Annotated in this window: 25 protein-coding genes; 11 read left to right on the top strand and 14 right to left on the bottom strand. The window is 45.3% G+C overall.

Going from position 1 to position 22,501, the window contains the following annotated elements; all coding sequences use genetic code 11:
* From lptB to kdsA, 5 genes are read right to left on the bottom strand one after another with little or no spacing between them, the layout of a single operon-like run.
* A complete protein-coding gene (lptB, locus tag HUN04_02495; protein ID WDP88665.1) occupies window positions 1-723 on the bottom strand; it encodes an LPS export ABC transporter ATP-binding protein in 723 nt (240 codons plus the stop codon).
* A 20-nt stretch (window positions 724-743) separates the two neighbouring features.
* Window positions 744-1,265, bottom strand: coding sequence for a hypothetical protein (locus HUN04_02490; protein ID WDP93137.1), 522 nt, complete (start codon window positions 1,263-1,265; stop codon window positions 744-746).
* A 22-nt stretch (window positions 1,266-1,287) separates the two neighbouring features.
* On the bottom strand, window positions 1,288-1,866 hold the full coding sequence (gene lptC / locus HUN04_02485) for an LPS export ABC transporter periplasmic protein LptC (GenBank protein WDP88664.1): 579 nt from the start codon (window positions 1,864-1,866) through the stop codon (window positions 1,288-1,290).
* Window positions 1,863-2,390: an HAD-IIIA family hydrolase gene (locus HUN04_02480; GenBank protein WDP88663.1), complete on the bottom strand. Its 528-nt coding sequence runs from the start codon at window positions 2,388-2,390 to the stop codon at window positions 1,863-1,865. Before HUN04_02480 ends, lptC begins: the two co-directional genes overlap by 4 nt.
* 8 nt (window positions 2,391-2,398) lie before the next feature.
* Complete coding sequence (gene kdsA, locus HUN04_02475; protein WDP88662.1) at window positions 2,399-3,211, bottom strand: 3-deoxy-8-phosphooctulonate synthase; 813 nt, start codon at window positions 3,209-3,211, stop codon at window positions 2,399-2,401.
* Window positions 3,212-3,370: 159 nt separating this feature from the next.
* Here kdsA and HUN04_02470 point away from each other — a divergent pair, with 159 nt between their 5' ends.
* The 7 genes from HUN04_02470 to HUN04_02440 are packed head-to-tail and all read left to right on the top strand — an operon-like array spanning window position 3,371 to window position 11,206.
* A complete protein-coding gene (locus tag HUN04_02470; protein ID WDP88661.1) occupies window positions 3,371-4,750 on the top strand; it encodes a M23 family metallopeptidase in 1,380 nt (459 codons plus the stop codon).
* 17 nt (window positions 4,751-4,767) lie between these two features.
* On the top strand, window positions 4,768-5,931 hold the full coding sequence (locus HUN04_02465; protein ID WDP88660.1) for a homocysteine biosynthesis protein: 1,164 nt from the start codon (window positions 4,768-4,770) through the stop codon (window positions 5,929-5,931).
* 35 nt (window positions 5,932-5,966) lie between these two features.
* Window positions 5,967-6,587: a signal peptidase I gene (gene lepB, locus HUN04_02460; GenBank protein WDP88659.1), complete on the top strand. Its 621-nt coding sequence runs from the start codon at window positions 5,967-5,969 to the stop codon at window positions 6,585-6,587.
* Window positions 6,588-6,597: 10 nt separating this feature from the next.
* Window positions 6,598-7,536 carry an aspartate carbamoyltransferase catalytic subunit gene (locus HUN04_02455; protein ID WDP88658.1) on the top strand — a complete coding sequence of 313 codons (939 nt, stop codon included), beginning with the start codon at window positions 6,598-6,600 and terminating at the stop codon, window positions 7,534-7,536.
* Window positions 7,520-8,797 (top strand): dihydroorotase, encoded by a 1,278-nt coding sequence (locus HUN04_02450; protein ID WDP88657.1) that lies wholly within the window; start codon window positions 7,520-7,522, stop codon window positions 8,795-8,797. The genes HUN04_02455 and HUN04_02450 overlap by 17 nt, the downstream gene beginning before the upstream one ends.
* 5 nt (window positions 8,798-8,802) lie before the next feature.
* Entirely contained in the window at window positions 8,803-10,206 is a 1,404-nt protein-coding gene (locus HUN04_02445) for a sigma-54-dependent Fis family transcriptional regulator (GenBank protein WDP88656.1), read from the top strand.
* A 46-nt stretch (window positions 10,207-10,252) separates the two neighbouring features.
* A complete protein-coding gene (locus HUN04_02440; protein ID WDP93136.1) occupies window positions 10,253-11,206 on the top strand; it encodes a glycosyltransferase family 2 protein in 954 nt (317 codons plus the stop codon).
* Between the two features lie 12 nt (window positions 11,207-11,218).
* Here the strand turns inward: HUN04_02440 and HUN04_02435 are convergent, their stop codons facing one another.
* The 9 genes from HUN04_02435 to rfbF all read right to left on the bottom strand — a co-directional run bounded on the left by HUN04_02435 (window position 11,219) and on the right by rfbF (window position 19,201).
* Window positions 11,219-12,148, bottom strand: coding sequence for a flippase-like domain-containing protein (locus HUN04_02435; protein ID WDP88655.1), 930 nt, complete (start codon window positions 12,146-12,148; stop codon window positions 11,219-11,221).
* 6 nt (window positions 12,149-12,154) lie between these two features.
* On the bottom strand, window positions 12,155-12,994 hold the full coding sequence (locus HUN04_02430; GenBank protein ID WDP88654.1) for a glycosyltransferase family 2 protein: 840 nt from the start codon (window positions 12,992-12,994) through the stop codon (window positions 12,155-12,157).
* Window positions 12,995-13,056: 62 nt separating this feature from the next.
* Window positions 13,057-13,785 carry a cephalosporin hydroxylase family protein gene (locus HUN04_02425; GenBank protein WDP88653.1) on the bottom strand — a complete coding sequence of 243 codons (729 nt, stop codon included), beginning with the start codon at window positions 13,783-13,785 and terminating at the stop codon, window positions 13,057-13,059.
* The gene (locus tag HUN04_02420) at window positions 13,782-14,438 is read right to left on the bottom strand and encodes an acetyltransferase (GenBank protein ID WDP88652.1); all 657 of its coding nucleotides are present in this window, start codon (window positions 14,436-14,438) and stop codon (window positions 13,782-13,784) included. Before HUN04_02420 ends, HUN04_02425 begins: the two co-directional genes overlap by 4 nt.
* Before the next feature lie 19 nt (window positions 14,439-14,457).
* Window positions 14,458-15,585, bottom strand: coding sequence for a DegT/DnrJ/EryC1/StrS family aminotransferase (locus HUN04_02415; protein ID WDP88651.1), 1,128 nt, complete (start codon window positions 15,583-15,585; stop codon window positions 14,458-14,460).
* Entirely contained in the window at window positions 15,582-16,808 is a 1,227-nt protein-coding gene (locus tag HUN04_02410; protein WDP88650.1) for a methyltransferase domain-containing protein, read from the bottom strand. Before HUN04_02410 ends, HUN04_02415 begins: the two co-directional genes overlap by 4 nt.
* Window positions 16,805-17,356 (bottom strand): dTDP-4-dehydrorhamnose 3,5-epimerase, encoded by a 552-nt coding sequence (gene rfbC / locus HUN04_02405; protein WDP88649.1) that lies wholly within the window; start codon window positions 17,354-17,356, stop codon window positions 16,805-16,807. The genes HUN04_02410 and rfbC overlap by 4 nt, the downstream gene beginning before the upstream one ends.
* The gene (gene rfbG, locus HUN04_02400) at window positions 17,343-18,419 is read right to left on the bottom strand and encodes a CDP-glucose 4,6-dehydratase (protein WDP93134.1); all 1,077 of its coding nucleotides are present in this window, start codon (window positions 18,417-18,419) and stop codon (window positions 17,343-17,345) included. Before rfbG ends, rfbC begins: the two co-directional genes overlap by 14 nt.
* An 8-nt stretch (window positions 18,420-18,427) precedes the next feature.
* Window positions 18,428-19,201: a glucose-1-phosphate cytidylyltransferase gene (gene rfbF, locus HUN04_02395; GenBank protein WDP93135.1), complete on the bottom strand. Its 774-nt coding sequence runs from the start codon at window positions 19,199-19,201 to the stop codon at window positions 18,428-18,430.
* A gap of 468 nt (window positions 19,202-19,669) precedes the next feature.
* On the opposite strand from rfbF, the gene HUN04_02390 reads away from it, so the two are divergent.
* From HUN04_02390 to HUN04_02375, 4 genes are all read left to right on the top strand, one after another.
* A complete protein-coding gene (locus HUN04_02390) occupies window positions 19,670-20,059 on the top strand; it encodes a prepilin-type N-terminal cleavage/methylation domain-containing protein (GenBank protein ID WDP88648.1) in 390 nt (129 codons plus the stop codon).
* Window positions 20,060-20,131: 72 nt separating this feature from the next.
* Complete coding sequence (locus HUN04_02385) at window positions 20,132-20,827, top strand: hypothetical protein (GenBank protein WDP88647.1); 696 nt, start codon at window positions 20,132-20,134, stop codon at window positions 20,825-20,827.
* Entirely contained in the window at window positions 20,820-21,740 is a 921-nt protein-coding gene (locus tag HUN04_02380) for an ABC transporter ATP-binding protein (protein WDP88646.1), read from the top strand. Before HUN04_02385 ends, HUN04_02380 begins: the two co-directional genes overlap by 8 nt.
* On the top strand, window positions 21,721-22,500 hold the full coding sequence (locus HUN04_02375; protein ID WDP88645.1) for a hypothetical protein: 780 nt from the start codon (window positions 21,721-21,723) through the stop codon (window positions 22,498-22,500). The genes HUN04_02380 and HUN04_02375 overlap by 20 nt, the downstream gene beginning before the upstream one ends.
* Window position 22,501: the final 1 nt, after the last annotated feature.

Raw genomic sequence — 22,501 nt, 5'->3', positions numbered from 1 at the left:
CTAAAGTTTAAAATTATCTCCCAGATATATTTTTTTTGCTATTTCACTTGAAATAATTTTCCCGGGGGGGCCTGATTCAATGACCACGCCCTGGCTCATGATATAGGCATGGTCGCACACCCCGAGGGTTTCCCTAACATTATGATCCGAGATCAGCACCCCGATGCCCCGGTCCGTGAGCTGGGAGATGATCTGCTGGATGTCGATTACCGCCAGGGGGTCAACCCCGGCAAAGGGTTCATCCAGTAGGATGAACTTGGGGTCCGTAGCCAGCACCCTGGAGATTTCCAGGCGCCGGCGCTCTCCGCCGGACAAGGAGGCCGCTTTCTGCCCGGCCAGCCGGTCTATGCCCAATTCCGTCATCAGGGCGGCGGCTTTCTCCTTTATATCAATACCGTTTTTGGGCAGGACTTCCAGGATGGAAGTGATGTTCTCCTCCACCGTGAGTTTTTTAAAAATGGAAGATTCCTGGGGAAGGTAACCGATTCCTTTCCTGGCCCTGATGTACATGGGATACTGGGTGATGTCTTCCCTGTCCAGGTATACGGTGCCGCCGTCCGGCCGGATCATGCCCACGGTCATGTAGAAAGTGGTGGTTTTCCCGGCGCCGTTGGGCCCGAGCAATCCGGTGACCTCCCCCTGGGTAACGGTGAGGTCCACGTTGTCGACAACGGTCTTTCCCGAGTAGGTCTTGACCAGTTTTTCCAGTATCAGATGGCTCATCCTAGGTTTGTGTCGCCCCTTTATTTTTTAGGCTTTCCCGTGGGCCGGTTCTGGTCCTGGGAATCGAAAAAGGCCTGAACCCGTTTGCGGCCATCGCTCTCAACCATTACCCGCTCCTCAAGCCGGAACAGGGTGATTTTTTTCCCGGTAACCCAGCTTTTTCCGGTGAGCAGTTTGGGGGACTCGCCCGTCAGCACCAGCACCTCGTCGGCTGTGGTGTACACTGCCTTGTCCGCCAGTGCCTTGCGCTCTCCTGCCGTATATTCCACATTGCCGGTGGCCACGATTTTTTTCACATTGCTCTGGCCTTCTTTCCGGGTTTCGGAGGTATGGAAAAATACCTTAACCGAGTCTGCCAGGAGCACGGAATCTTCCCGGGTGGCCTTGACATTGCCGATGAATTCCACTGTTGAATTGTTCTGCTCTGCGATCATCTCATCGGAGATCACATGGAGGTTTGCATTTTTTGCTTTAGTATCTACCTCATTCTTCGATGCGGCAGAGGCCGGAGAAACTGAAAGTACCAGCGCCGGAATCAGCATCAGCAGAGCGGGGAAACAGGGTCTAAGGCAGGTCAAAATTCTCACTGAAATTTCCTTTTACATGTCCTTTTAAAATGATCCGGTTCTGATTCAGCCGAGTCTCCATTGCATCGGAAACAAGCGTGGATTCGCCATCTTCGATCTGAACCACGGAATCGGTGTGTATTATATGTGGTTTTTTATCATAATGCAATGTTTCACTTCTCATGGTATAGCCCTGGTGGCGTACCACCACATTGCTGCTGAAGGTCAGGTCATGGGTCTTTGTGTTCAATGTTCCCTGGTCGGCCCTCAGGTGGACGACGGTGGCGTCCTTGGTGTAGAATTCAACCTTCACATCTTTGAGCACGGCCTTGTCTTCCTCCCTGAGCAGGGTGGCAGAACTGGCCTTGAGTTTCCATTCCGTGACCCCGTTTTTTTTGGATATCTGTTCAAGGATATTCAGCTTCAGGGCTGCCTGGGAATCCACATCAATATCCTCAATGGTGACAGGGGTTGTCAGCAGGCGGTTCACATAGTAGAAAATCCCCAATCCGGCAAAGATACAGAACAGGAGAATCACCAGGGGAAGGATGTATCTTTTTTTACCGGGGCCGGTCATGACATAAATCCTGCAACGATATTATCCCAATCGCCCCTGGCTTTTAATATGGTTTCACAGATCTGGCGCACGGCCCCTTTGCCTCCGGGGTAGTCCGATGTCATATCTGCTGCTTTTTTCACCTCTTCGGGGGCATCTGCGACGGTAAAAGAGAGGCCGGCCCGTGTCATGGCCGGTAGATCCATGAGGTCGTCCCCCACGAAGGCCATTTCATCCGGTTTAAGACCGGTTTTTTTCACAATGGAATTGAAGGCGGCAGCCTTGTCCTTTATGCCGTCAAAGATCAGGTCTATTCCCAGGTTGTTGCATCGGTGGAGGAGGGCGCCAGAGGTCCGGCCGGTGACAATACCAACGCCCACCCCGGCATCCATGAGCAGGCGCAGTCCCAAGCCGTCTTTGGAGTTAAAGGATTTGATCTGCTCCCCCTTGTCCGTATAGGTGATGGCGCCGTCGGTGAGCACCCCGTCCACATCGAGCAGAAGGAGGCGGATTTTTTGAAGGCTGTTTTTCAGTTTTGTTTCCATGGGAGTCATTAACCTGCGGCCTGTTTGATTTTCAGCAGTACGGTAAGCAGCGACGCCATCTGGTCCAGGGGCATGGAATTGGGGCCGTCGCAAAGGGCTTTGTCGGGATCCGGGTGGGTTTCCATGAACAGTCCGTGGGCACCGGCGGCAATGGCCGCCTTTGACAGGGGGGGCACGAACTGGCGTTCTCCTGCGGATGAGCCGCCAGCCCCGCCGGGCAGTTGGACGCTGTGGGTGGCGTCAAATATCACCGGAACATTTAATTCACTGATGATGGGAAATCCTCTGAAGTCAACCACCAGGTTGTTATAGCCGAAACTGGTGCCCCGTTCTGTGATGGCAATGTTGTTGTTGCCAGTGGACTGGGCCTTGGCAATGATGTTGCGGCAGTCGCCGGGGGCTAGAAATTGCCCTTTTTTTATGTTTACCGGCTTGCCTGTATTGCAGGCGGCAAGAATCAGGTCGGTCTGACGGCAGAGAAAGGCCGGTATCTGTATGACGTCCAGGACCTCGGCCGCCTTTTGGGCCTGTTCAGGCAGGTGGATGTCGGAGATAACCGGAATTTTCAACTCTTCTTTAATCTGTTTCAGAATCTTGAGTCCCTGTTCAGGGCCCGGGCCCCTGAAGGAAGATATGGCGGTACGATTGGCTTTATCATAGGAGGCTTTGAAAATAAACGGGATGCCCAGATCCCCGGTCACCTGTTTTAAGTGGGATGCGATGGCAAAACTGGTGTCATAATCTTCTATGACACAGGGACCTGCAATCAGAAAAAAAACAGGGGGTTTGTTTTCTATTAAATCAAAAAAAAAATTATTCATTTTGGGAATCCTTCAAATGGTAGCATGTTGGGGTAAAATTATAGTTTGGACCGTAAAAAGTCAAGAATGTAAAATTCCTTGATAAGTAGGGCGTTTGCTGGTATTTTATGATGATTTTGTTGTGTACGTTCTAACCTCTTGAAAAAATAGGGCGATTTGATGAAGCGAGTAGTTTTGACTCTGTTGTTCCTCGGGGTGGTCATCCCCCTGGCCTGGATTCTGTATTATAAATATGAAGGCGATGCGCCCCAAACCGATATCAGCCTTCCCTCCCAATACTTGAAAAAAACATATGAAATGAATCTCACCGTCCGGGACCGCGGCACGGGCCTGCGGCGGGTGATGGTTTCTCTCATGCAAAAGGGGAACGAAAAAATACTTCTGGATAAAACCTATCCCCCCTCATCCATCATGAGCCTTTTTTCCGACAACAAACAGGAGAAGGACAGTTTTGTGATTCCGGTGGAATCCCGTAAATACGGCATGAACGACGGTGATGCCGTAATCCGGATTTTGGTGACTGACTACTCCTGGCATGGATGGAACAAGGGCAACCGCTATTATGAAGAACGGCCAGTAATCATCGATACCAAGCCCCCCCAGATCCGTGTGCTGAGCAAACAGCATAATCTGGCCCGGGGCGGGAGCGGACTGGTTATCTATAAGGTGATGGAAGAGAATATTTCTTCCGGGGTAATGGTGGGGGATAATTTTTATCCGGGCCATTCTGGGATGTTTAAAGATCCAAAAGTCTTTGCCTGTTTCTTTGCCCTGGATCATACCCAGGGACCGGGCACTCGGATTTTTGTCCGGGCCCAGGACCCTGCGGGCAATGAGGCCAAACGCGGATTCTACCATTATATCAAGGATAAAAATTTCAGAACGGATGTTTTGAATATCCCGGACAGGTTTCTGGAAAGAAAGATGCCCGACATTGATGTCGGCGTCAAGGAAGATGAATTTGCCGGGGCGGAAAATCCGCTTCTGGCAAAGTTTCTATATGTGAATAAAGAACTGCGCCGGCAGAATGTGGACACCGTGCTTTCCTTCCCGGCTGACACCGTGAACGAAATTCTGTGGAAGGGACGGTTTGGCCGCCTGGCCGGCGCTGCCAACCGTGCCCGGTACGCCGACCACCGCATATACAAGTACAAAGGCAAGGAGATCGACAGGGCCACCCATCTCGGTGTGGATCTGGCCTCCACCTCCAACGCCGCGGTGGGTGCCGTTAACCGGGGGCGGGTGATCATGTCCAAAGACGTGGGTATTTTCGGCAACACCATTATTATCGACCACGGCTTCGGCCTGGCCAGCCTTTACTCCCACCTCAGCGACACCCTGGTTCAGCCCGGCGATGTGGTTGAAAAAGGCACGATCATCGGCAAAACAGGACTGACAGGACTGGCCGGGGGAGACCATCTCCACCTGTCAATTATTGTCCATAATAGATTTGTTGATCCTGTGGAATGGTGGGATGCCAACTGGATAAAGAACAATATCACTTCAAAGGTCGAAGCGGTCAGAAAACAGCTAAACTAATCAGGATGAGTCACACCATGAGCGAATACCAGGTCAATAAAACCTACCGGGAAATCAACGATAAAATTGCAAAGGGCGAGGCCGTTGTGGTCACGGCCGAGGAAATCATCGATATTGCGGAAAAACAGGGGGTGGTCGAAGCGGCCAAAAAGGTAGACGTGGTCACCACCGGCACCTTTGCTCCCATGTGTTCCTCGGGCGCCTTTATCAATATCGGGCAGTCCACCCCCCTGGTCCGCACGACCAAAACCTGGTTCAACAATGTGCCGGCCTATTCGGGAATTGCTGCTGTGGACTGCTATCTCGGGGCCACCCAGACCTGTGAAGACGATCCCTTAAACAAACACCATCCCGGCGAATTCAACTACGGCGGGGGGCATGTGATCCAGGAGCTTGTGGCGGGAAGGGAAGTTCACGTCCGGGCGGAAAGCTACGGCACGGACTGCTATCCCAATCTCAAGATTGAAAAAACAGTGACCCTGAAGGATCTGCCCAACGCACAGCTCTGCAATCCCAGGAACTGCTACCAGAATTACAATTGCGCCATTAACAGGTCCGACCGGGTGAAGTACACCTATATGGGGACGCTGAAGGCCAATACGGGAAATGCCAATTACTCCACTTCAGGAGAGTTGAGCCCGTTGTTCAACGATCCCTACCTCAAGACCATTGGTGTGGGCACCCGGATTTTTCTGGGCGGGGCCCAGGGGTATGTAACCTGGACCGGTACCCAGCACAAAAAAGAAGTGGAGCGGGGGCTGAACGGAGTGCCACTGACGCCGGCCGGGACCCTGGCGGTCACCGGCGACCTCAAAGAGATGTCACCGGAATGGCTGGTGGGGCAGAGCATACGGGGATACGGGGTTTCCCTCTCTGTGGGCCTGGGGATCCCCATTCCCATTCTCAATGAAGAGATCCTGAAATACACCTCAGTGTCGGATAAGGATATTTTCACCCAGATAGTAGATTACGGCCATGATTATCCCAAGGCCATTTCAAAATCCTACGGCCAGGTCAGTTACGCCGAACTAAAAAGCGGCGCCATCATGATAAAAGGTAAAAACGTGCCCACCGTCCCGCTGTCTTCAATGGTCAAAGCCAGGAAGATTGCGGATATCCTCAAAACAGATATCCTGCGCGGCCGGTTTTTCATCGGCGAGCCCCAGCACCTGTTCTGTTAATTATGACTGCTCATTCAGTGAAAGAAAAGATTCAAATGGCAACAAAAAAGAAAAGCGCCTGGCGGGAGAATATCGAAGCCATTCTCATTGCCGTGGTCATTGCCCTGTTTATCCGAACCTTTATTGTTCAGGCTTTTAAAATTCCTTCCGGATCCATGCTTGAAACCCTGCAGATCGGTGACCAGATTCTGGTGAATAAGTTTATCTATGGGGTGAAAATCCCATTTACTGACGGCAAGGAAGTGATTGCCGGCAAGGATCCGGAGAGAAATGATATCGTGGTTTTTAAATATCCTGAAGACCCGTCCAAGGACTATATCAAGCGTGTGGTGGCCGTGGCCGGGGATACCATTGAAATCATAGATAAGCAGGTTTATGTCAACGATAAGCCGGTTACAGATGAACCCTGGGCTGTCCATAAGGACAGGCGAGTCATACCGGGGCAGTTTACCACCCGGGACAATATGAAAAAAATACTTGTTCCCCCAAACAAACTTTTTGTCATGGGGGATAATCGTGACAACAGTCATGACAGCAGGTTCTGGGGCTTTGTGGACCTTTCTGAGGTCCGGGGAGAGGCCTTTATGATTTACTGGTCATGGAATAAAGACGATTTCGGGGTCCGGTGGCGCCGCATCGGAAACCTGCTATTTTAAGGATACAGCTATGCGGTTTACAAAAAAGGATATTCTGGATATCCAGTCTTTGAGCAAAGACGAAATCTCCATGATTCTGGATACCGCCGTGGGAATGAAGGAGATTTCAGAGCGGCCGGTTAAAAAGGTGCCCACCCTGAGAGGCAAAACCATTGTCATGTTTTTTCAGGAGCCCTCCACCCGGACCAAGCTTTCATTTGAGCTGGCGGCCAAGCGGCTGTCCGCCGACACGGTTTCCATATCCAAAAGCACCTCAAGCATTGTCAAGGGAGAAACCCTCATCGACACGGCAAAGAATCTGGAGGCCATGCGGCCGGATGTCATTGTCATGCGCCACTCTTCCTCCGGGGCCGCCTACCAGGTTTCCAAGCGGGTAGGGTGCTCGGTGATCAACGCCGGGGACGGCACCCATGCCCATCCTTCCCAGGCCCTGCTGGACATGATGAGTATCCGTGAGGCAAAGGGCAAGCTTGAAGGCCTTAAAGTATCCATCATCGGTGATATTTCCCACTCCCGGGTGGCCCGTTCGGACATCATTGGTTTGACCAGGATGGGCGCGAGGGTCAGCATATGCGCACCGGACACCATGATTCCCGTGGGCATTGAAAACCTGGGGTGCCGGGTGGAAAAGACCATGGAATCCTGCGTTACCGATGCCGATGTGGTCATGATGCTCAGGATCCAGAAGGAACGGATGGGCAATTTGCTTTTTCCCACAGAGAGGGAGTACGCAGGCCTTTACGGATTGAACAACAGGAGGCTGGGCCTGGCCAAGGACAACGTTCTGGTCATGCATCCCGGCCCCATGAACCGCGGGGTTGAGATTTCGAGCGAAGTGGCCGACTCGGGCTGCTCTATGATTTTAGACCAGGTCACCAACGGCGTGGCCCTGCGCATGGCACTTTTTTACCTGGTGGCAGGAGGCAGCAGACATGCAGATACTGATTAAAGGGGCACAGGTCATCGACCCCGGCAGAATAGACGGCGTAAAAGACATTCTGATTAAGGACGGTAAGTTCGCTCAAATTGAAGAGCCGGATCAGATCAAGCCGGAATCCGATACCCAGGTTATAGATGCAGAAGGTCTGATCGCAGTTCCCGGTCTCATAGACGTTCACGTCCATTTGAGGGAGCCGGGACATGAGTACAAGGAAACCATTGAGTCCGGCCTCAAAGCGGCCGCCGCAGGCGGATTTACAGCCGTCTGCTGTATGCCCAATACAAAACCGGTCAACGACAACGCCCAGGTCACCTCATTCATCATTGAGCAGGGCAGGAAAGCCTGTGCCGCCCGAGTCTATCCTGCCGGCGCCATCTCCGTCGGTTCATCCGGCACCGCCCTTGCTGAGATCGGGGACATGAAACAGGCCGGGATCAAAGCCGTCACCGACGACGGACTGCCCGTATCCAGTTCCCAACTCATGCGCCGGGCCATGGAATACTGCAAGACCATGGATATCCCCATCCTGGTCCACGCCGAGGATAAAGACCTTGCCAACAACGGATCAATGAACGAAGGGCCCAAAGCTACTGCTCTTGGGCTCCGCGGCATCCCTAACGCCTCTGAATCCGTTATGGTCTGCCGGGACATCGCTATGGCAGAACTCACCGGCGCCCGGGTCCATTTCTGCCACATGAGCACGGCCCAGTCCATTGATGCCATCCGCCAGGCTAAAAGGAAGGGGATACCGGTTACCTGCGAAACCGCTCCCCATTATTTCACCCTGACCGACGAGGATATCCCTCCCTACGACACCAATTTCAAGATGAATCCGCCCTTGCGTTCCGAGATCGACCGCCAGGCCATTATCGAAGGTCTAAAGGACGGCACCATCGACATGATCGCCACAGATCACGCCCCCCACAACATAGATGAAAAGGATGTGGAATTCGACCGGGCGGCCTTCGGCATCATCGGGCTGGAAACGGCACTGCCACTCGCCCTGGAACTGGTGGGCAGAGGGCATATCACCATGGAAGAATTGGTCGAAAAGATGGCCAAGGCCCCGGCGGAACTCATGGGGATCAACAACGATCTGGTGTCAGGAAACCCGGCAGATCTGACCCTCATTGATCCGGACTACGAATTTATTGTTGACCCTGATACGTTTATCTCTAAGAGCCGCAACACTCCTTTTGCCGGCCGGCAGGTAAAGGGCAGGGCGGCCATGACATTTGGAAACGGCATCCGGGTATACGAGGCAAAATAGAACCCATGGCCGGCAAACACAGCATACTGGTGGTCGACGATGAATTGTCCATGCGTGAATTTCTGGACCTGCTCTTATCCAAAGAGAGGTACAAGGTTACCCTTGCCAAAAGCGGCAAACAGGCCCTGACCAAGATCCAGCAAAGGGCCTATGACCTGGTGCTCACGGATATCCGCCTGGGGGACATCACCGGCCTGGATGTCCTCCGTGCCGTCAAAAAAGAGCATGCCAGCACCGTTGTGATTATGATTTCCGCCTATTCGACCACAGAGATCGCTGTGGAGGCCATGAACGAAGGGGCCTACGACTTTGTGCCAAAGCCCTTCGACAATAAAGAGCTGAAGGCAACCATCGCCAAGGCCCTTGAACTCAAGACCCTTGAACATGAGAAAGAACGCCGGTCCTCGGAACTCAAATCCCAAATCCACTTCGGCAAAATCATCGGCAACAGCACCGGGATGCAGGCCATCTATAAGCGTATTCAGCAGGTCGGCCCCACAAAGACCAATGTGCTGATTACCGGGGAAAGCGGTACCGGAAAGGAACTCATCGCCCGGGCCATCCACGACAACTCCGACCGCAGGGACAAGCCCTTTGTGGTGGTCAACTGCGGCGGTATCCCCGACACTCTCATGGAAAGTGAATTTTTCGGCCATATGAAAGGGTCGTTCACCGGGGCTGTGGCCGACAAGCAGGGGCTTTTTGAAGCCGCCAACGAAGGTACGATATTTTTGGATGAAATCGGGGAACTCTCCACCTTTCTTCAGGTAAAACTGCTCAGAGCCGTCCAGGAAACCAGTTTCAAACCGGTGGGCGGCACCCGGGAAATAGATGTGGATGTCAGAATTATCTCAGCCACCAATAAAAAATTGGAGCAGGAGGTCATTGACGGCAATTTCCGTGAAGACCTATTCTTCCGGCTTAACGTCATTCCCATAAAAGTACCTCCCTTAAGAGAGCGGAGAGGTGATATAGAACTCCTTGCTGCACACTTTGTCGAAAAGTATTCAAAAAAGCTCGGCAAGGACATTTCCAAATTGTCCTCTTATGCCATAGATTTTTTAAATAAGTATACTTTTCCTGGCAATGTAAGAGAACTGGAAAATCTTATTGAGAGATCAGTCGCTCTATCATCTACCAATATTATCTTGCCTGAGAGCCTGACCATCTCCACCCACAAACGCAGGCGCTGGATAGAAGGGGTGAAAGGGGGAGAACGCTTCGACCTGGAAGATGTTTCCTCTGGTGTAGACCTTGATATGATACTTTCCAAGATTGAATCCGCCTATCTGGAAAAGGCCATGGAGATCGCCGGAGGTAATAAAAAAAAGGCAGCCGATTACCTTAATTTGAGTATGCGCTCCATGCGTTACCGCCTTGACAAAATGGTTACAGGTAGTGAAGATTGATAATGCCAATAAAAGGGAATTAAATATATTTGAAAATGAGGAATATATGTTCAACGATCAAACTGTTTGTATTGTAATTCCTGCATACAACGAAGCACACCAAATCCTAACCGTTATTCGGACTCTACCCGAATACGTAGATGCGATTATCGTTGTTGATGATGCCAGCACCGACGATACGGCTGCTGTAATTGAGAGCGAAGAAAAACATAATTCCCGCCTTTCCCTTATCCGTCATAAGATTAATCAAGGTTGTGGTGGCAGCTTAGTCAGTGGATATAATTGGGCTGAAAAAAAAGGATATGATATTATTGTCAGGATGGATGGAGATGGACAGATGAATCCTGATGATTTGGATGCTCTTATTAAACCTGTAGCTGATGGAAATTGTGACTATGCAAAAGGAAATCGATTTTTTTCCGGGAAAGCATATCAAACCATGCCTAAACTTAGATTTTTCGGCACCGCTTTTTTATCACTATTAACAAAAATTGTATCAGGGTATTGGCATCTTTCAGATTTTCAATCAGGATTTACTGCTATAAATAAAAAAGCCTTAAAAACAATCGATTGGTCCAAAATGTATAACCGCTATGGCCAACCGAATGACCAGCTAATACTTTTAAATATAGAAAATTTCGTGGTTCAGGATGTTCCGGTTGATCCAATTTACAATGTCGGAGAAATATCAGGAATAAATATAAAAAAAATTGTGTTTACATTAAGTTGGCTTTTATTTAAACGTTTTTTCTGGCGCTTAAAAGAAAAATATATCATCCGAGATTTTCACCCGCTTATATTTTTCTATATATTGGGCATATTGTTAGGCGGGACTTCAGTTCTTCTTTTTCTAAGAGTTTTTTACATATGGTGTATCAGCGGACATATTCCGTCCATCAATGCTTTGGCGGCATTTGCATCCTTTCTTGCCTCTGCACAGTTTTCTCTTTTTGCTATGTGGTTTGACATGGAAGCCAATAAACATTTAAAAGGAAAATAAATGGTGTGCGGGTTATAGGCTTTTATTGTCTCCCATTGCCATCTTTTTACCGAAATACCAAATGAATAATAACCCTAAAAATAAAATCCATAGGGTTTGAATTACACGGTCTGCAGCCATCCCGGCAAAGCCATATCCGAAATGGCTTCCAGTATACGCTGCAATAGCACCGGACAAGCCTTCGGTAATGCCTATATTCCCCGGAACGAGTGTCATAATTCTAAAGGCTACGATTCCCAGAGCAATTAATGCAACACTGGTAAAACTTATCGTAAGTTCCATCGAAGCGAATAGTATCTCTAACCTCAATACCAATAATAGGAGCAGAATCGTTTTTAGAAAAATCAGATGCATGATTGTTCTATCTGTTTTCAATATATTGTATCCATGTCGGTAATTATTTATAAATCTTGCTATACTGTTGTTGTATCGAATTTGGGGTAACGGAATAATTAACAAGAGTAAACAAACGATGAAAACGCCAAAAAATGCACCAATAATTTCTGAATGAATCTGTGAGGGGCTGCAATACAGGTAGATGCTTATAATGAAACCGAAAAAACCTGATAAGAGAAGCAGTAAAACCATGCTTACAATCAAGGTCGCTGAATAATTTGCATAGGATAATCGTTTTCTATGTTTTAGATACAAGGCATTGGATAGGGCGCCGGCACCCATTGGAAGAAAATTAGCGATTGAACGTACAGATGATAGGCCGAAGCTCTCTATGACTCCTAAATGGACATCGAACTTTAGGCATAAACATCTGATCTCCAAACCGAGAATAAACTGGTTGAGGATAAAAAGAATTGATAAAACTATGCAATCAAATGCACTGAGATTTTTCAGTTTGTAAATTTCATCAAAAAGATGAGGATTAAAATAGAATATGGCTGTAATAAAAATACATATTGCAGCCCATTTAATAACAGTTTTTATCATAACTGTTTATTTTCTATATACATAGTATCTAAACGGCATCGAAAGTATGCAAAGAGATAAAATCGCAGCCTTATCTGCTAAATTGAATTCAGCATTGAGTATTGACTTCAAAAGTTCAAAAGGTATTTTTAGATTTGGAAATAGTTTTGAAAATAGAGAACCTTTTTCAAACAGCTGTTTATTATACCTTTGAACCCTTTGTTTACGGGATTCCTGCCCCAACTGAGATCGTCTGTACCAGATCGCATCCGGAACATAAGTAAATGGACCTATAAAACATAATTCAGTCAGAATGATAAGATCCGCGCCAATAATTTCAAGGTCTAATCGCACCTCCTTTAATTTATCAGTTCTAATCAACCCGTAAATCGGTGTCATCGGGCCCCAGAGAACATGGAAAAATCGTATAATTGGATCACAGCCGCGGGTGTCATAAAATGGGGTGTCTTTATTCAGCTCTAAACCATTTTTATCAATCCACCTGATGGATGGGAACGCGAGTACTGAAGCCTGTGATTTTTCAAGAACATTGAGGCATTCTGAAATGTAATTTCTGGACCATCGATCGTGGCCGCCTGCGAACATAAAATATTCACCTTTAGCATTTTCAGAGACCTGGTAGAAGTTTTTTATTGCACCAATGTTTTTTTTATTTCTTATGTACTTTACGCGTTTATCTTTTTTACACCAATTTTTACAGATATTTTCAGTTGTATCAGAGGACGCATTATCGGAAATGATAAGTTCAATATTTGAGTAATCTTGTTCCAGTATGGATCGTATCGTTGCTGATAGGAATTTTTCCTCATTGTACACTGGCATTCCAATGGTAACTAATGGTCCCAAAATTTTTGACTCCATGAAGCTTTGGCAAATGATTAATTTAATTGACTGAGTTTACTTATTATTTAATATTTTTTTAAATATCCATCTGGAGCAACTGTGATTAATAGTTTATTTTCAATACTTTTATCTACTTCAAAGCTATTATTTTTTTCAAGAAACTCCCATACGGCTGTTTTGGGGTTATTTCCTTTTCCCCACGGCCTGTTGGGGAAGGCGTTTTCAGGCATATCTTCAACAATTGTATCATATACCACCAGATAACTTCCTTTGGTAACGAGGGGAGAGTATAATTCTAATTCTTTTAAAACGTGCTCATGGGTGTGATTTGAATCCAAGGTAACTAAAATCTTCTCTTTACCAATTGTGAATTCTTTAGCTTGTTTCACTATGTTCTCATCCGTGGAAGACCCTTCGATCATGGAAATTCGTTTGAACATGGGGTGATTTTCTATGGCTTCTTTATTGTGAGATCTGATATCAATGTCGATGCCCAATACTTCCCCTTTTCCTATTAGTTCCAGAATCGAAGCGTAGAATATAAGTGAACCGCCATGAGCTATACCAGTTTCAATTATTAAATCCGGTTTGACATCCCAGATAATTTCCTGCATGGCAAGAATGTCTTGCGGGTATTGAATTATGGGTCTACCCATCCAGGAAAAATTGTAGGAGTATTTTTGTGTTTCAGCCAGGGAAATAAATTCTGGGCCAATATTTTTTAATCGTTCATTATTGCCCATATTTTTCACTCTATTTTCTCGTTCGATTTCAAATTTTTTGATTTCATTCATAGTTTATTTTTCGCTCTTTTTGTTATATGACAAGGATTTCCATACGCGGTAACATTATTCGGAAGATCTTTCGTGACAACCGAACCAGCGCCGATTATCGCGTTGCTGCCGATTTTCAACCTGGGTAGTATTGTAGCCCCTGTGCCAATGAAAGTGTTATCTCCAACTTGGATACATCCAGATAGGTGTGCGCCGGGTCCGATATGGACACCATTTCCAATATTGCATTCATGGTCGACACTTGCCGATGTGTTTACAATGACGCATTTACCAAGGGTTGCTCTGGCCGTAACTGAGGCGTTCGGCATTATTTGGCACCCTTCTCCCAAATCCGCTTTTGGTGAAACATAAGAAGACGGATGTACCGCCTTTTTAATGGGAATCAAGCCTTCTGCTTTTAATCGGTCATGTATCTTTACCCGGTCCCGTCCTGATCCCCCCCCAATTGCAACAATGTAATACACATCCCCGCTTGTTTTGTTTTTCCACTCGGCAAATTCTTTCCAACCCTGATAGATGGGAACATCATTAAAAGGACTTAAGATTCTGTTATTGTCAAAGACGGCTGTGAGTTGGTATTCATCGGAAAGGAATTCCTCAAGCATGATTGCCTGCCCCGTACCTCCCCAGAATATCAATTTGTTCATTTTCATAGTCAATCAGTGGTTATGCTCAATTTAATTCTATGAGATAGTCTGCCATATGTCTGACAACATATTGAACATCCTGTTTCGTCATGTCATAAAAGCTCGGTAAATTTACTCCGGAACAGCAAATTTGGGAACTGACAATATTATCTTTTTCTTTCGTATACATTGGGAACCCACTGACAGGATAGAAAAATGGCCTCAAATTGATGCCGAATTTATTCATGGCAGTGATGAGTTGATCTCTTTTTTCCAAACCCATAGACCAGGTGTTGCCAAACACAATGGTTGGCATCCAATAGCTGTTCTTTGCATATTCCTGCTCATAATTGGTCTGGATATCATTTAAGTTAGCATCCTTAAAAGCTTCAAGATACCAGTTGAAAATTTTGCGCTTCGCCTGGACTAATTCCTTTGCCCTTTGAAATTGGGCAGTCCCGAGGGCCGCCTGCAGGTTTGACATTTTATATTTAAGCCCGATTTCATCTACCCAAAAATATTTTGCGCCAGCTTTTCGTCCCTGATTGTCAATCGTATATAGCTTTTCCTCCATGTCCTTTCGATTGGTGATCAGTAGTCCCCCTTCACCGGTGGTGATGGTTTTAGTGCCGTGGAATGAAAAAACTCCAAAGTCAGCAATAGAGCCGGTTTTACGGCCCTTATACTCTGATCCTAATGCTTCTGCAGCATCCTCTATGATCGGCAGTCCGTACCTTTCACCAATATCCATCAGTTCATCCATCTCACAAAGATTTCCATAGAGATGAACCACAATGACGGCCTTGGTTTTGGTGGAAATTTTCTGCTCAATTTTTTGGGGATCAATACACCAGGTGTCTTTTCTGACATCTACGAATATCGGTTTTGCACCAGTCCAACTGATAGGGAAAACACTTCCAACCCAAGTGGAATCAGGAACAATAACTTCATCTCCAGGGCCTATTCCCAGAGCCATCAATATTAGGTGAAGTGCGCCATGACAGCTTGATGTCGGTAAGGCGTAAGAAGAATTGAAATATGATTTAACCTGATCTTTAAATTTATGTAAATAGTCGTAGCAGTTTTCTCCCCATCCATTTGTCACTGCATCTTTTACATATTCTATTTCAGTCGATGTAATCGATGGTTTCGCGATTGGGATCGTCCGTTTCAAAAGACCTCCAGGTCAGGAATTATGGTTACAAATCTACCATTCCACTCACGGATATATTCAAGGTCATGGATCAATTCATTTTTGATGTTCCATGGAAAAAGGATAACATAATCTGGTTTGGCCGCCTCTATACGATTGGGATGAACAATTGGGATGTGGCTTCCTGGCAGGTATTTTCCCTGCTTATGTGGCGATGCGTCTGCAACAAAGTCTATGAATTTTTTTGGGGCGCCGCAATAGTTCAACAATGTATTCCCCTTTGCCGCAGCGCCATAGCCGACAATTGATTTCTCCTGTTTCCTATTTAAAAGTAAAAATTCAATAAATTTATCCCGGATACCATCAACCCTGGCTTGAAACTCCTGATAAGGTAATAATGATGAAAGCCCGTAGTTTTTTTCAAGATTAATTAATTCTGTAACTTGTTTTGAATTTTGGATTTTTTTGTTTTCTATATGTTTTGCATAAATCCTAAGGGAGCCCCCGTGGGTATTGAGCTGATCAACATCATATACATCAAGTTCATGATGTTTAAATATCTTAGTGACAGTATGCAAAGAGAGATATGAAAAATGCTCATGGTAGATCGTGTCAAATTGATTGAATTCCATAAGATTCAGCAGATGTGGAAACTCCATTGTGATTGAACCTTGAGGTGATAGTATCAACTTTAACCCAGCTACAAAATCATTAATATCTGGAACGTGTGCCAGAACATTATTGCCAATCACCAGATCTGCCTTGCTTCTGTCTTTAATTAAATTCTTTGCCAGATCAATTGAAAAAAACTCCTCAATGGTTTCTATGTTCTTTTCTTTGGCTGCAGATGCGGTGCTATGGGTCGGCTCAATGCCTAAGCAGGGGATATGCTTTTTTTTGAAAAACTGAAGAAGATATCCGTCATTCGATGCTATTTCGATGACCTGAGACTCGGCGCTAAGGTTTAGCCGGTCGGTTATCATGTTGGCGAACTGTTTGCAGTGATCCAGCCACGACGACGAAAACGAACTGAAATACGCATAGTCCTGGTTAAAGATATCCCCAGATGGTTTGTATTCATCTAATTGAACTAACCAGCAATTGGTGCATACAAACAGCCTAAGCGGATAATAGGTTTCAGGATGATTTAATTGATCCGCTTTTAGGTAGGAATTTGAGGCTGGCGCAAAATTAAGATCAACAAACTCGTGAACCAATGCGCTGTTACAAAATCTGCAATTCATAAGCTTAGCCCTATATAGGTATCATTAATGAATTCAAACGATTGATCCCGTTTTGAAACTGAATTGATCGTCAGCGGCCATTCAATGGATAGAGCGGGGTCCTTAAAGTGGAGGCCGCCTTCCAGACCAGGCGTATAAAATTCAGTATGAAGATAAATCAATTCCGTATCCGGTTTAAGTGTTTGAAAACCGTGTGCAAAACCCTTGGGAATGTATAGCATTTTCATGTTTTCTTTGGTAAGCGTCGTTCCAAACCAGTTTAGAAAGGTTATAGAATTTTTTCGTATATCAACAATTACATCAAACACGGCACCTTGGATACACTTAACGAGTTTAATTTCAGATGCCGGCGGCTTCTGAAAATGAAGTCCTCTTACACTTCCTTTTTCTGTTGTTTTTGAGTGATTTATTTGAACGATATTCCCAAACAAGTGCCTTTTTTCCAGTTCGGCTTGACAATAAACCCGTGAAAAAAAACCTCTGGAGTCCTTGAATGGCTCCGGCTCAATGATGACGGCGCCTTGAAGGGGGGTGTCAATAAATTTCATCAATCTTTACCTGATACTCTTTTATCTGTTCCAGCGTAAATTGTAAAATATCTTCAGGAGCGTCCCTAAAAGCCTTATACCATTCTACTGTCCATTGAATCATCTGGGTGGTATCTAATATGGGAATCCATCCAAGATAGGTTTGCGCTTTTGAGTTATCCAGCCTGAGCATCGCTTCTTCATGGGGTGAATCGCCTGAATCAATAGACCACGAGGCCCCTTCTTTCCAGACGGATGAAAATTTTTCAACTATGACACCGACCTCTTTTATTCCGGCTGTATTGGGCCCAAAATTCCATCCCCCGCTATACCGGTGCCTGTTTTTATCCAGTTTCATCGCAAGGATGAGATATCCAAATAGTGCCTCTAACACATGCTGCCATGGTCTTATGGCTTTGGGGTTTCTAATAATTACTTTGCGTTTATTGGAAAACGCCTTTACCATATCAGGGACCAAACGGTCCTTTGCAAAATCGCCCCCACCGATCACGTTGCCTGCTCTTGCAGATGCAATACAGGTTTTCCACTTTTGTTCCTTACCATTGAAATATGACCGGGTATACGCAGAAGAGACAATTTCTGCGCAGGCCTTGCTACTGGAGTAGGGATCATGTCCACCTAGAGAATCGGATTCTCGATACCCCCATATCCAGTTTTGGTTTTCATAGCATTTATCACTTGTTACGTTCAAAACGGTTTTGATTTGGTTTATCCTCGAAATTTCAAGGATGTTTACGGTTCCCATGATATTGGTTGAATAGGTTTCAATGGGTACTTTATACGATTCTCTTACCAACGGTTGGGCCGCCAAATGAAAGATGATATCCGGCTGGAATTCTTGAATGGCTTTTTCGAGTGATGAATAATCTCTAATGTCAGCTATCACTGATATTATTTCATTCTTTATTCCAGAGGCATTAAAAAAGTATTTATCCTGATCAGAATCAATGGAGTACCCGCATATTTCTGCGCCCATTGATTTGAGCCATACAGTCAACCATGTACCTTTAAACCCTGTATGACCGGTGATAAACACCCTTTTTTTATTATAAAATTGTGTTATTTGATTGATCAAGGTTTGGTCCACCCCGCATTATTAGAGTCCCACAATTGATTTAAATATTCCATATCCCGGATGGTATCCATGCATGCCCAAAAGCCTTTGTGTTTGTATATCATTAACTGGCCCTGGTCAGCTATTTTTTCCAAAGGCCCATACTCAAGATCGCAGCCGTCATTTTCATTTAAGAAGGAGAAGAAACGTTTATTAAACACCATAAAACCACCGTTTACCATTGCTGTCCCGGTCTGGGGTTTTTCTCTGAAACTTGTGACCTGATCCTGATTGTATTTTATTTCTCCGAATCGGGCTGTCGGGTTTATACCGGTTATCGTTCCTAATTTACCATGTTGGTCATGGAACTTTAGCAATGCCTCAACGTCAATGTTTCCAAGGCTGTCGCCGTAGGTAACAATAAATGTGTCTTGCTTGATATATTTTTCAATTTTTTTTAATCGCGCCCCCTTCAGGGCTTTTTGCCCGGTATCGGCAAGGGTGACCGTCCAGTTGCAATTATCCCTTCTGTGTATTTTGATATTTTGGGGGTGGCCTAGCTGGACCGTAAAGTCGTTATTCCTCAACTCAAAATTTTGAAAATAGTCTTTTATCATCTCTCCCTTATATCCAAGGCAGAGAATGAACTCTGTGATGCCATGGCAGGCGAAGATGTTCATTATGTGCCATAAAATCGGCCTGTTGCCTATCTCAACCATCGGCTTAGGCATATATTCAGTCTCTTCTTTTAACCGTGTTCCCATACCACCGCAGAGTATTACCACTTGAATAGTCATAGTTCCCTTTAATTTAGATAGCCCGCGTATTGTTTTTATCCCAATATCTGGTTGTGTTTCGTACATTGTAGCCTATCTGCTGCCCATTAGAGAGGTCTCCTTTACTGATCTCTCTATAAATCAGCGGGTTGGGCGGAGTAGCACAAGAGGATCCGCCTGACAGTATGTAGCACAAAACCATTAAGATGCTCAAGGCGATAGACCCGGAAAGTTTGCTTTGATTTCCATGCTGTGATTATGGTTACAAAATTTGAAAACTTTGCCAAAAAATGTCATTAATAACTGTGCTGTGAATCCTGTTTTAAAAAAAAAGAATTTTCCGTAGCCCTCTCCCCAAAAGGCTCTTTACTAAAAAATGATTTCTTTTTGTTTTTTTTAAAAGGCCTGGCGGGTAATTTGCAGATAGTAAAGTGTAATCGAAAATGAACGGTTAACTTAAAACCTAACATCTAAGGAGGTCGTATGAAAAAAGTATTAACCAACAAAAAAGGTTTTACCCTGATTGAATTGATGATTGTTGTGGCCATTATCGGTATTCTGGCAGCAATCGCCATCCCCAATTTCTTGGCTTATCAGTGTAAAGCAAAGCAGAGTGAAGCCAAATCCAGCCTTGGTGACATCAGAAAAACCCAGGAAGCCTATTACGCAGAAAATGATGCCTATGCGGCATTGGGAACCGTCGGCTGGGGCCTTAAAGGCGGAGCTGCTGCTGGTCGTTATACGTATACAATGACCACAGCGAATTCAACCGGCTTTACTGCCCAGGCAAGTGCCACACTGAGTACGCAACTGGACCAGTGGACAATGAACAGTTCAGGCACACTCACCCACGTCACCAACGCCTGTAACTAGTCAAACAGGTAATATTCACATAACGGTTATTATTTAATTCTGCCCTGGCTTCAGGGCAGAATTATTTATTGAATGAAAACTATAATCACATATCTTATCGCTACTTTTCTCGTCCTATCTACTGTCGCCCTACAAGGCCTTCTTCTTGAAAAACGATACAATTATTCATTTAACAATCCTTTCTGTTCCTGGTGCAATGAAAATGAGGATAACAATGACGAAGTTCTTTTCATCCCGGCCCATTCCCTTTTTATTCGGCTTTTTGCCCCGGCTGATCCGGATTTTACGGCCGATCTGCTTTGGCTGAGGACAGCATATTATTTCGGGGCCCATGCAATCACCGACCAGGATTATTTTTACCTGTATTATCTTTTGAATAAAATTACAGATCTTGCCCCGCAATGGGAATATCCATATCATTTTGGCGGAATCGTGCTTCTCCTCGAAGCAGATATGCCGATTCAGGCCCTAAAGTTAACCAATAAGGGGGTTGGCCGGTTTGAGCAATCCTGGGGATTATTGTTCATGAAGGGCTATATATCCTGGAAAGCATTTAATGATCATAAATCAGCCGCAGAGTTGATTTTTCAGGCCTCCCAGATTGAAGGCTCACCGGAATTTTTTACAGCCCTTTCAGTAACTTTGGCGAAAAAAACTGGAGATGAATTGTTTACAGACAGTTTTGCACAATATGTTCTGCACTCCCTGAAGGACCCTAAACAAAGAGAGGTTGTCCTAAAAAAAATATCGGAAAAAAAGAATGACTGATCATGCCATTGACTTAAAAAATGTGAGCTATTCAATACGAACCGGTTTTTTTTTACAGACAAAGCCGATCATAGAGAATCTGAATTTATCCTTATCAAGAGGACAGTCTATGGGGTTCTTAGGGCCCAATGGCGCAGGAAAGACCACCACCATTAAATTATGTGCAGGCATCATTCAACCCAATTCGGGCCGGGTGCTTATAGACAATTTGCCCGTAACGAACATTCGTCCAAAGAAAAAAATCGGGCTTTTAACTGAAAATCAATATATCCCCACTTATTTGACTGTAAGGGAGTGGTTAGAGTTCCTCGGCGGTTTGTCAGAATTGTCTGGCAAGATATTAAAAGCCAGTGTTGATCATATGCTATGTCAATTTGACCTTGAGCATTTGGCAGATACCAGGATAAAAGGGTTATCAAAAGGCCAGACCCAAAGGGTCGGATTTGCCCAGGCCATGCTGCATGACCCTGACATCCTTCTTTTGGACGAGCCCATGAGCGGAATGGATCCAGTGTGGCGGTCGCGGATAAAAGAAATCCTGATTGCGTATAAGAATAAGGGGCGTACCCTGTTGTTCAGTTCACATATAATGACGGATATTTTCCGGTTGTCAGATAAAATCACATTTATTAAGTCTGGAAAGATTAAATGGCAGGGCAATATCAGTGAGTTTGTAAAAAACAACACGGATTATGAGGTTGTATTTAATGTGGATAATATGGACATAATTCAATCCATAGCGCCTTCTGGACCGATTAACAGGCAGCCCGACGGCACTATGCGCATGGTTATCAGTGGCGATCAGAAGACTGAGGTCATTCGGTTAGGTGCGGAAAAAAACATGACCATTTATTCATTAACGCCGCTTTACCAGGGTATAGAGGAACTATTTTATGACACTACCCGGCTCTAATATCTTTGCCATATCAAAACTAACCTTTAAAGAGAATATACGGAATCAATCCTTTCTATCCATGCTTGTTCTGGCGATTGTTCTTTATTTTTTTATCATTGTTCTATCAATGATGGCCGTCGGGGATACAAGGCGCGTGGTTTTGGATGGTGGATTTTGGATACTCGGAATAATAGGCCTGACTTGCTCGGTATTAACCACAATCAATACCATTCAAGGAGATATTAGAAAAAAAATTGTTTATATGGTTTTGTCCCGTCCCATAAACCGAAGTACCTTAATACTTGGAAAATTTATGGGTATCATTTCAGTCATGTTTCTGCTTTATGCTGTTTTGAGTGTCATTTTTATTGGTTTACTGTATGCCACCGGCACTGGGATATCAGGTAAATTAGTCATTGCCTTAGGGTCGATATTTTTTGAATGGATAGTCCTCGGGGCATTCGGACTTCTGTTTGCCGTTTTTACCTCGCCTGTTCTGAATGGCGTTTTTTTAGCTGGGATATATTTTATCGGGCATTGGACAAAATATATCTATGCCTTCGCCCAAAATACCAAGGAGCCTGTGTTAAAAAAAATACTGATTATAATTTATATGGTCTTTCCAAATCTTGAAGCTTTAAATTACAGGCTTCTTGTCATATATAACCAGGCGTTTGATCCAACCCAGATATTCATGAGCATAATAACAGGTGTCGGTTGGATGACGGCCGCTATATATGGTGCGATTATCATTCTTAAGAGGAAGAAACTGATTTGAT

The sequence above is a fragment of the Desulfobacter sp. genome (assembly GCA_028768525.1).
GTDB lineage: Bacteria > Desulfobacterota > Desulfobacteria > Desulfobacterales > Desulfobacteraceae > Desulfobacter.
Note: the sequence above shows the minus strand (reverse complement) of the source record. Positions and strands in the feature narration are given on the sequence as shown.

Coding starts and splice junctions, on each gene's coding strand:
- HUN04_02445 (WDP88656.1), top strand. CDS start 8,803: ATGGCCGGCAAACACAGCATACTGGTGGTCGACGATGAATTGTCCATG.
- HUN04_02470 (WDP88661.1), top strand. CDS start 3,371: ATGAAGCGAGTAGTTTTGACTCTGTTGTTCCTCGGGGTGGTCATCCCC.
- HUN04_02385 (WDP88647.1), top strand. CDS start 20,132: ATGAAAACTATAATCACATATCTTATCGCTACTTTTCTCGTCCTATCT.
- HUN04_02465 (WDP88660.1), top strand. CDS start 4,768: ATGAGCGAATACCAGGTCAATAAAACCTACCGGGAAATCAACGATAAA.
- HUN04_02450 (WDP88657.1), top strand. CDS start 7,520: ATGCAGATACTGATTAAAGGGGCACAGGTCATCGACCCCGGCAGAATA.
- HUN04_02390 (WDP88648.1), top strand. CDS start 19,670: ATGAAAAAAGTATTAACCAACAAAAAAGGTTTTACCCTGATTGAATTG.
- HUN04_02480 (WDP88663.1), bottom strand. CDS start 2,390: ATGGAAACAAAACTGAAAAACAGCCTTCAAAAAATCCGCCTCCTTCTG.
- HUN04_02420 (WDP88652.1), bottom strand. CDS start 14,438: ATGAAAATGAACAAATTGATATTCTGGGGAGGTACGGGGCAGGCAATC.
- HUN04_02425 (WDP88653.1), bottom strand. CDS start 13,785: ATGAATGAAATCAAAAAATTTGAAATCGAACGAGAAAATAGAGTGAAA.
- lepB (WDP88659.1), top strand. CDS start 5,967: ATGGCAACAAAAAAGAAAAGCGCCTGGCGGGAGAATATCGAAGCCATT.
- HUN04_02375 (WDP88645.1), top strand. CDS start 21,721: ATGACACTACCCGGCTCTAATATCTTTGCCATATCAAAACTAACCTTT.
- HUN04_02455 (WDP88658.1), top strand. CDS start 6,598: ATGCGGTTTACAAAAAAGGATATTCTGGATATCCAGTCTTTGAGCAAA.
- rfbC (WDP88649.1), bottom strand. CDS start 17,356: ATGAAATTTATTGACACCCCCCTTCAAGGCGCCGTCATCATTGAGCCG.
- kdsA (WDP88662.1), bottom strand. CDS start 3,211: ATGAATAATTTTTTTTTTGATTTAATAGAAAACAAACCCCCTGTTTTT.
- HUN04_02435 (WDP88655.1), bottom strand. CDS start 12,148: ATGATAAAAACTGTTATTAAATGGGCTGCAATATGTATTTTTATTACA.
- lptC (WDP88664.1), bottom strand. CDS start 1,866: ATGACCGGCCCCGGTAAAAAAAGATACATCCTTCCCCTGGTGATTCTC.
- HUN04_02440 (WDP93136.1), top strand. CDS start 10,253: ATGTTCAACGATCAAACTGTTTGTATTGTAATTCCTGCATACAACGAA.
- HUN04_02410 (WDP88650.1), bottom strand. CDS start 16,808: ATGAATTGCAGATTTTGTAACAGCGCATTGGTTCACGAGTTTGTTGAT.
- lptB (WDP88665.1), bottom strand. CDS start 723: ATGAGCCATCTGATACTGGAAAAACTGGTCAAGACCTACTCGGGAAAG.
- HUN04_02380 (WDP88646.1), top strand. CDS start 20,820: ATGACTGATCATGCCATTGACTTAAAAAATGTGAGCTATTCAATACGA.
- HUN04_02490 (WDP93137.1), bottom strand. CDS start 1,265: ATGCTGATTCCGGCGCTGGTACTTTCAGTTTCTCCGGCCTCTGCCGCA.